Below are 6,829 nucleotides of genomic sequence, written 5' to 3'. Positions count from 1 at the left end.
CGCCCGCACGCCGGCCGGCACCGCTGCCGGTCAAGCAGGACAAGGCCGCGCAACTCAACCGCATCTACGACGAATACTGGGATGCCTCGATGCGGCTCAACCCGCTGCAGGCCACCTTCCAGGGCGACCCGCGCTTCAACGACCAGCTGCCGAATTTCCTGTCCGCCGCCTGGCGCCAGCAATCGCACGATTTCATGGTGCAGTGGCGGGGCAAGGTCGAAGCGATCAATCCCGACGGCCTGCAGGGCCAGGACCTGCTCAGTTACCAGATCTTCCTGCGCGATGCGCAGAATTCACTGAAGGCCGAGCAGTACCCGAGCTGGATGCTGCCGATCAATCCGTACAACAACGTCTCAAGCCTGGTCGCCGTGCTCGGCTCCGGTGCCGGCGCCCAGCCGTTCCGCACCGTGAAGGACTACGAGAACTGGTCCAAGCGCTCGCTCGCGGTGCCCGCCCTGTTCGACCAGGCCATCGCCAACATGCGGGAAGGCATGGCCGCCGGCGTCGTGCAGCCGCGCGCATTGATGGAAAAGGTGTTGCCGCAGCTTGATGCGGTGATCAGGCCCAGCGCCGAAGAAAGCATTTTCTGGGGACCGATCCGCAACCTGCCAGATGACTTCTCCGCCGAGGACAAGGCGCGCCTGACTGCCGAATACAAACGCATGATCGAGTACCGGCTGATGCCGGCCTACCGCTCGCTGCGCGGCTTCATCGCCACCGAGTACCTTCCCGCTGCGCGCACTACCGACGGCATGGGCGCCTTGCCCGATGGCCAGGCCTGGTATGCCTACAACGTGGCCAGCACCACCACCCCGGTGCGCTTGCCGGCGGAAATCCACGCGCTGGGCGAACAGGAGGTCAAGGATCTGCAGCAGCGCATCACCGCGCTGATGAAGGCCTCGAAGATCCGCGGCTCGATGCAGAAGACCTTCAAGGCGATGCGTAGCGATCGCCAGTTCGTCTTCAATGACGCAAACGCCCTGCTGGCACGCTATGCCGAGGTCGGACAACAGGTCGATGCCGCCGTGCCGGCGCTGTTCAACCACCGCCCCAAGGCCGCACTGGAAATCAGACCGGTCGAGCCCGGACGGGCCCTGACGAGCAGCGCTGCCAGCTACCAGCGGCAGCGCCGATGGCCAACAGCCCGGCGTGCTGTACGTCAACACGGCCGACCTGCCGTCGCGCAAGCGCTGGGCGGTGACCATGCAATACCTGCACGAAGGCATTCCCGGCCATCATTTCCAGCTCGGCGCGCAGCAGGAGCTGACCGCGCTGCCGCGCTTCCGCCGCCTGGGCGGAGATGTGGCGTTTGTCGAAGGCTGGAGCCTGTATGCCGAATCGCTGGGACAGGAGCTGGGCCTGTACAGCGATCCCTATGAGCATCTGGGCTACCTGCAGACCACCTTGCTGCGTACGGTACGCCTGGTGGCCGATACGGGCCTCAACACCCAAGGCTGGAGCCGCGCGCAGACCATCGACTATATGGTCAAGAACGCCGACATCTCCGCCAGCGATGCCGCCGCCGAAGTCGAACGTTTCATGGCACTGCCGGGACAGTCGTTGGCCCCGCGCGTGGGCGAGGTCAAGATCCGCCTGCTGCGTGACAAGGCCAAAGCCGAGCTGGGCGAGCGCTTCGATCCGCGCGAGTTCCACCATGAGATCCTGAAAGACGGCTCGATGCCGCTGGAGATCCTGGACAGCAAGATCGAGCGCTGGATCGCCAGCAAGAAAATCTGACAACCCTGCAAGGAGCTGCCATGTCCCGATGGATATACCGACTCGCCCCGCTGTGCCTGTCCGCGTTTTCCACCCTGGCAGTCGCCGCGCTCCCGCGCCTGCCCGCCGATCCGGGCATCGATGGCTTGATGCAGCGCTATGACGGCCAGGTGCCGGGCGCCTCGGTGCTGGTACTCAAGGACGGTCAGCCCGTCTTCCGCCGCAGCTACGGGCTGGCGGTGCTCGAAGACGGCACGCCGGCCACACCCGCCAGCAACTACCGGCTGGCCTCGGTGAGCAAGCAGTTCACCGCCGCGGCAATCCTGCTGCTGGCCGAGGACGGCAAGCTGTCCATCGACGATCCGCTGAAGAAATGGCTGCCCGGCCTGCCGGCGGTGGCCGACACGATGACCCTGCGCCAGCTGCTCAGCCATACCAGCGGTCTGCTCGACTACGAAGACCTGATGGATCCGGCCGACACCCGCCAGGTGCATGACAGCGATGTGCTTGCGTTGCTGCAGAAAGAGAACCGCACCTATTTCACGCCGGGCAGCGACTACCGCTACAGCAACAGCGGTTATGCGCTGTTGGCCCTGGTGGTCGGCAAGGCCTCAGGCAGCGATTTCGCCAGTTTCCTGCGCCAGCGCATCTTCCTGCCGCTGGGCATGCGCAACACCTGGGCCCACCAGGACGGCGTGGACGACATCCCCAACCGCGCCTACGGCTACAGCCAGATCGACGGCCGCTGGCAGCGCACCGACCAGAGCACCACCAGCGCGGTGCTCGGCGATGGCGGCATCTATTCCTCCCTCGACGATCTGGCCAAGTGGGATGCGGCGTTGTACGACGAGCGCCTGCTGAAGGCGAGCTCGCTGCAACTGGCCTTCAGCCCGGCCACGAAGACCAGCGAGCCGGATGTACCGCACTACGGCTTCGGCTGGCGCATCAATGGCGATGCGCTGTGGCACAGCGGCGAAAGCATCGGTTTCCGCAACGTGATCGTGCGTTACCCGGCGCAGAAGTTGACCGTGATCGTGCTGAGCAACCGCAACGAACCCGAACCCTATCCGCTGGCGCTGGCCATCGCCCGCCGCTGGCAGGAGACCACGCAATGAAGCGGCTGTCCGGCATCCACCATGTGGCGATCATCGCTTCGGACTACGCCCGCTCGCGCGATTTCTACACCCGCATCCTCGGTCTGGAGGTGCTCGCCGAGCATTTCCGCGAGCCGCGCCAGTCATGGAAGCTGGACCTGCGCCTGCCCGATGGCAGCCAGCTGGAGCTGTTCTCCTTCCCCGCGCCGCCCAAGCGCCCGAGCCGGCCGGAAGCCTGCGGCCTGCGCCATCTGGCGTTCCGCGTGGAGGCTTTGGACGATGTCGTCGCCCATCTGCAGGCCGAAGGCATCGACTGCGAGCCGGTCCGCGTGGACGAGTACACCGGGCACCGTTTCACCTTCTTCGCCGATCCGGACAACCTGCCGCTGGAACTGTACGAAACCGCCTGAACCGGGCTGCCGCCGGCCCCCCCGCACGGCGCAGCAGTCCCCGCCATCGGAACGCGACCGCCCGGGCGCTGAACGTGTTGCGGCGCGGATTCCGTACGGCGCCGAATGCGGTTACATTCGCTCCCACGCCGGCAGCGCCGGACGTTCAGACGAACCCTGGGAGGGGATACATGCGCACCACGTTCAAAACCCTGTTGCTGGCCCTGCCGCTGATGGCTGCCGCTTTTTCCGCCGGTGCGTCCAACAGCGCCGCCGGGCGCTGGAAAACCATCGACGACGAAACCGGCAAGGTGAAGTCCATCGTCGAGATCACCCAGGCCAGCAATGGCGCACTCACCGGCAAGGTGTTGCAGGTGCTGCAATCGGCGCAGGGCCCGCACCCGGTCTGCGACAAGTGCGAGGGCACCAACAAGGGCAAGCCGATCGAAGGCATGACCATCCTCTGGAACCTGCGCCCGGACGGCACCAACAAGTGGGCCCGCGGCACCATCCTGGACCCGGCCAAGGGCAAGACCTACAGCTCCAAGGTCGAGCTGGTCGAGAACGGCCGCAAGCTTGAAGTCTCCGGCTGCATCGCCTTCATCTGCCGCACCCAGACCTGGCTGCGCGAGTAAGCCCCCACCCCGGCACCTGTGAACAACCCGGCTGCGGCCGGGTTGTTCGTTTGTGTCATGCGATAATCCCGCGTTCCCCTGCTGCAAACGATGGCCATGACCCGTACCGCGCTCGTCACCAATGCCCTGCCCTATGCCAACGGCCCGCTCCACCTCGGCCACCTGGTGGGTTACATCCAGGCCGATATCTGGGTGCGCGCGCGGCGGCTGCTGGGCGAGAAGGTCTGGTATGTCTGCGCCGACGACACCCATGGCACGCCGATCATGCTGGCCGCCGAGAAGGCCGGGGTGAGCCCGGAAACCTTCATCGCCAACATCCAGGCCAGCCATGAGCGCGACTTCGCTGCCTTCGGCGTGGATTTCGACCACTACGACTCGACCAACTCGGCCGCCAACCGCGAGCTGACCGAGGCGCTGTACGCCAAGCTCGACGCCGCCGGCCACATCAGCCGCCGCTCGGTCGCCCAGTTCTACGACCCGGCCAAGGGCATGTTCCTGCCGGACCGCTACATCAAGGGGACCTGCCCGAAGTGCAAGTCGGCCGACCAGTACGGTGACAACTGCGAGGTCTGCGGCGCCACCTACGGCCCGACCGACCTGATCGAGCCCAAGTCGGTGGTGTCCGGCGCCACGCCGGAGATCCGCGATTCGGAGCACTACTTCTTCGAGGTCGGCCGCTTCCAGGACTTCCTGCGGCAGTGGCTGGCCGGTGACGTGGCCCTGCCGGGTGTGAAGGCCAAGCTGGCCGAGTGGCTGGATGCCGAAGGCGGCCTGCGCGCGTGGGACATCTCGCGCGATGCGCCCTATTTCGGTTTCGAGATCCCGGGCGCCCCGGGCAAGTACTTCTATGTGTGGCTGGACGCGCCGATCGGCTACCTGTCCAGCTTCAAGAACCTGTGCGCCAGGACCGGCGACGACTTCGATGCTGTGCTGGCTGCCGACAGCACCACCGAGCTGCACCACTTCCTCGGCAAGGACATCGTCAACTTCCACGGCCTGTTCTGGCCGGCGGTGCTGCACGGCACCGGCCTGCGCGCGCCGACCAGGCTGCACGTCAACGGCTACCTGACCGTGGACGGCGCCAAGATGAGCAAGTCGCGCGGCACCTTCGTGATGGCCCGCACCTATCTGGACGTGGGCCTGGCCCCGGAAGCGCTGCGCTACTACTTCGCCGCCAAGTCCTCCGGCGGTGTCGACGATCTGGACCTGAATCTGAGCGACTTCACCGCCCGCGTGAATGCCGATCTGGTCGGCAAGTTCGTCAACCTGGCCAGCCGCTGCGCCGGCTTCATCGCCAAGCGCTTTGACGGCAAGCTGGCCGAGGCGCTGCCCGATCCGGCCCAGTACGACCGTTTTGTCGCCGCCCTGGCACCGGTGCGCGAGGCCTATGAGCGCAACGACCCGGCCGCCGCGATCCGCCTGACCATGGCCCTGGCCGATGAAGCCAACAAGTACATCGACGACACCAAGCCGTGGGTGATCGCCAAGCAGGACGGCGCCGATGCCGAACTGCAGGCGGTCTGCACCCAGGGCCTGAACCTGTTCCGCGTGCTGGTGGCCGCGCTCAAGCCGGTGCTGCCGGCCACCGCACAGCAGGCCGAGGGCTTCCTCAACGCACCGATGCGCGGCTGGGGCGATATCGCCACCCCGCTCACCGCCCACACCATCGCCGCCTACGTGCCGCTGTTCACCCGTATCGACCCCAAGATGATTGACGCCATGACCGACGCCTCCAAGGACACCCTCACCGCCCAGCCCACGACCGAGGCCAAGCCGGCCAAGGCCGAGAAGCCCACCAAGGCGGAAGTGAAGACCGAGGCCAAGGCCGAGGTGAAGCCTCGGCGTATATCGGCATCGATGATTTCGCCAAGCTCGACCTGCGCATCGGCAAGGTGATCGAATGCGGCTTCGTCGACGGCTCGGACAAGCTGCTGCGCTTCCTGCTCGATGCCGGCGACCTCGGCCAGCGGCAGATCTTCTCCGGCATCCGCGGCAGCTACGCCGAGCCGGAAGCGCTGGTCGGCCGCAACGTGGTGTTCATCGCCAACCTGGCCCCGCGCAAGATGCGCTTCGGCCTGAGCGAGGGCATGATCCTGTCGGCCGGTTTCGACGGCGGCGCGCTGGCACTGCTCGACGCCGATGCCGGCGCACAGCCGGGCATGCCGGTACGTTGAGGGCAGCGGGCGCGCTTACCCTGCGTGCCCCTCCCGACCGGAGCGGACCATGCAACTGGCCCTGTTCGACTTCGACCACACCCTCACAGTCTGTGACACCTACAGCCGGTTCCTGCGCCGTGTGGCCACGCCCGAACAGCGCGCGCAGGCCTGGTGGCGGATCGGCCCGTGGCTGCTGGCCTACCGGTTGAAGCTGATCTCGGCCGCGCGTATCCGCCGCCGCGTCACCGCGCAGGTGTTCAGCGGCCGTCACGCCGGCGAGATCACCCGGATGGCCCAGGACTATGCGCGCGATCACCTGCACGAGATGGTGCGCCCGGAGATGCTGGAGCAGATCCAGTGGCACAAGGCGCAGGGCCACACGGTCGCGGTGGTGTCGGCCTCCATCGATCTGTATCTGCAGCCCTGGTGCGACGCGCTGGGCCTGCAGATGATCTGCAACCGGCTGGAAGTGCAGGACAACCGCCTCACCGGGCGTTATGCCGGCCACGATTGTGGTCCGCGCAAGGCCGCCCTGATCCGCACACGTTTTGACCTGGGCAAATACCAGCGCATCCATGCCTACGGTGACAGCCGCGAAGACCGGCCGATGCTCGCGCTGGCCCATGAGCGCTGGTACCGCGGCAAGCCGGTTTCCTGATCCATCCTTTCCGCGCAGCCCGATGCCCCGCATGCACGACACCGATATCACCCTGATCGAACGCCTCGACCGCCTGCTGCCACAGACCCAGTGCGGCCAGTGTGGCTATGACGCTGCCGTCCGTATGCCGAGGCGATGGCGCGCGGCCAAGCCGGCGTGGATCACTGCCCCCCGGGGGGCG

General features: G+C 66.5%; 4 protein-coding genes and 3 pseudogenes. All 7 read left to right on the top strand.

The window, feature by feature from the left end; translation table 11 throughout:
• Positions 1-1,737, top strand: a pseudogene (locus tag JCM9942_RS08855) (DUF885 domain-containing protein); the annotation flags it as partial.
• 20 nt (positions 1,738-1,757) lie between these two features.
• Complete coding sequence (locus tag JCM9942_RS08845) at positions 1,758-2,831, top strand: serine hydrolase domain-containing protein (RefSeq protein WP_054659105.1); 1,074 nt, start codon at positions 1,758-1,760, stop codon at positions 2,829-2,831.
• The gene (gene gloA2 / locus JCM9942_RS08840; RefSeq protein WP_054659103.1) at positions 2,828-3,220 is read left to right on the top strand and encodes an SMU1112c/YaeR family gloxylase I-like metalloprotein; all 393 of its coding nucleotides are present in this window, start codon (positions 2,828-2,830) and stop codon (positions 3,218-3,220) included. Before JCM9942_RS08845 ends, gloA2 begins: the two co-directional genes overlap by 4 nt.
• Positions 3,221-3,390: 170 nt before the next feature.
• A complete protein-coding gene (locus JCM9942_RS08835) occupies positions 3,391-3,834 on the top strand; it encodes a DUF2147 domain-containing protein (protein ID WP_054659101.1) in 444 nt (147 codons plus the stop codon).
• 96 nt (positions 3,835-3,930) lie between these two features.
• Positions 3,931-6,008 (top strand): annotated as a pseudogene (gene metG, locus JCM9942_RS08830) (methionine--tRNA ligase).
• 49 nt (positions 6,009-6,057) lie between these two features.
• Positions 6,058-6,648 (top strand): HAD family hydrolase, encoded by a 591-nt coding sequence (locus tag JCM9942_RS08825; protein WP_054659099.1) that lies wholly within the window; start codon positions 6,058-6,060, stop codon positions 6,646-6,648.
• Positions 6,566-6,829: pseudogene (locus tag JCM9942_RS20170) on the top strand (RnfABCDGE type electron transport complex subunit B); the annotation flags it as partial. The gene JCM9942_RS08825 and the pseudogene JCM9942_RS20170, both read left to right, overlap by 83 nt.

The sequence above is a fragment of the Stenotrophomonas pictorum JCM 9942 genome (genome assembly GCF_001310775.1).
Classification (GTDB): Bacteria; Pseudomonadota; Gammaproteobacteria; order Xanthomonadales; family Xanthomonadaceae; genus Stenotrophomonas; species Stenotrophomonas pictorum.
This window is presented reverse-complemented; position numbering and strand designations above follow the sequence as displayed.

Bases quoted from the DNA above. Each gene is read 5' to 3' on its own strand.
- JCM9942_RS08845 (WP_054659105.1), top strand. From the start codon at position 1,758: ATGTCCCGATGGATATACCGACTCGCCCCGCTGTGCCTGTCCGCGTTT.
- gloA2 (WP_054659103.1), top strand. From the start codon at position 2,828: ATGAAGCGGCTGTCCGGCATCCACCATGTGGCGATCATCGCTTCGGAC.
- JCM9942_RS08835 (WP_054659101.1), top strand. From the start codon at position 3,391: ATGCGCACCACGTTCAAAACCCTGTTGCTGGCCCTGCCGCTGATGGCT.
- JCM9942_RS08825 (WP_054659099.1), top strand. From the start codon at position 6,058: ATGCAACTGGCCCTGTTCGACTTCGACCACACCCTCACAGTCTGTGAC.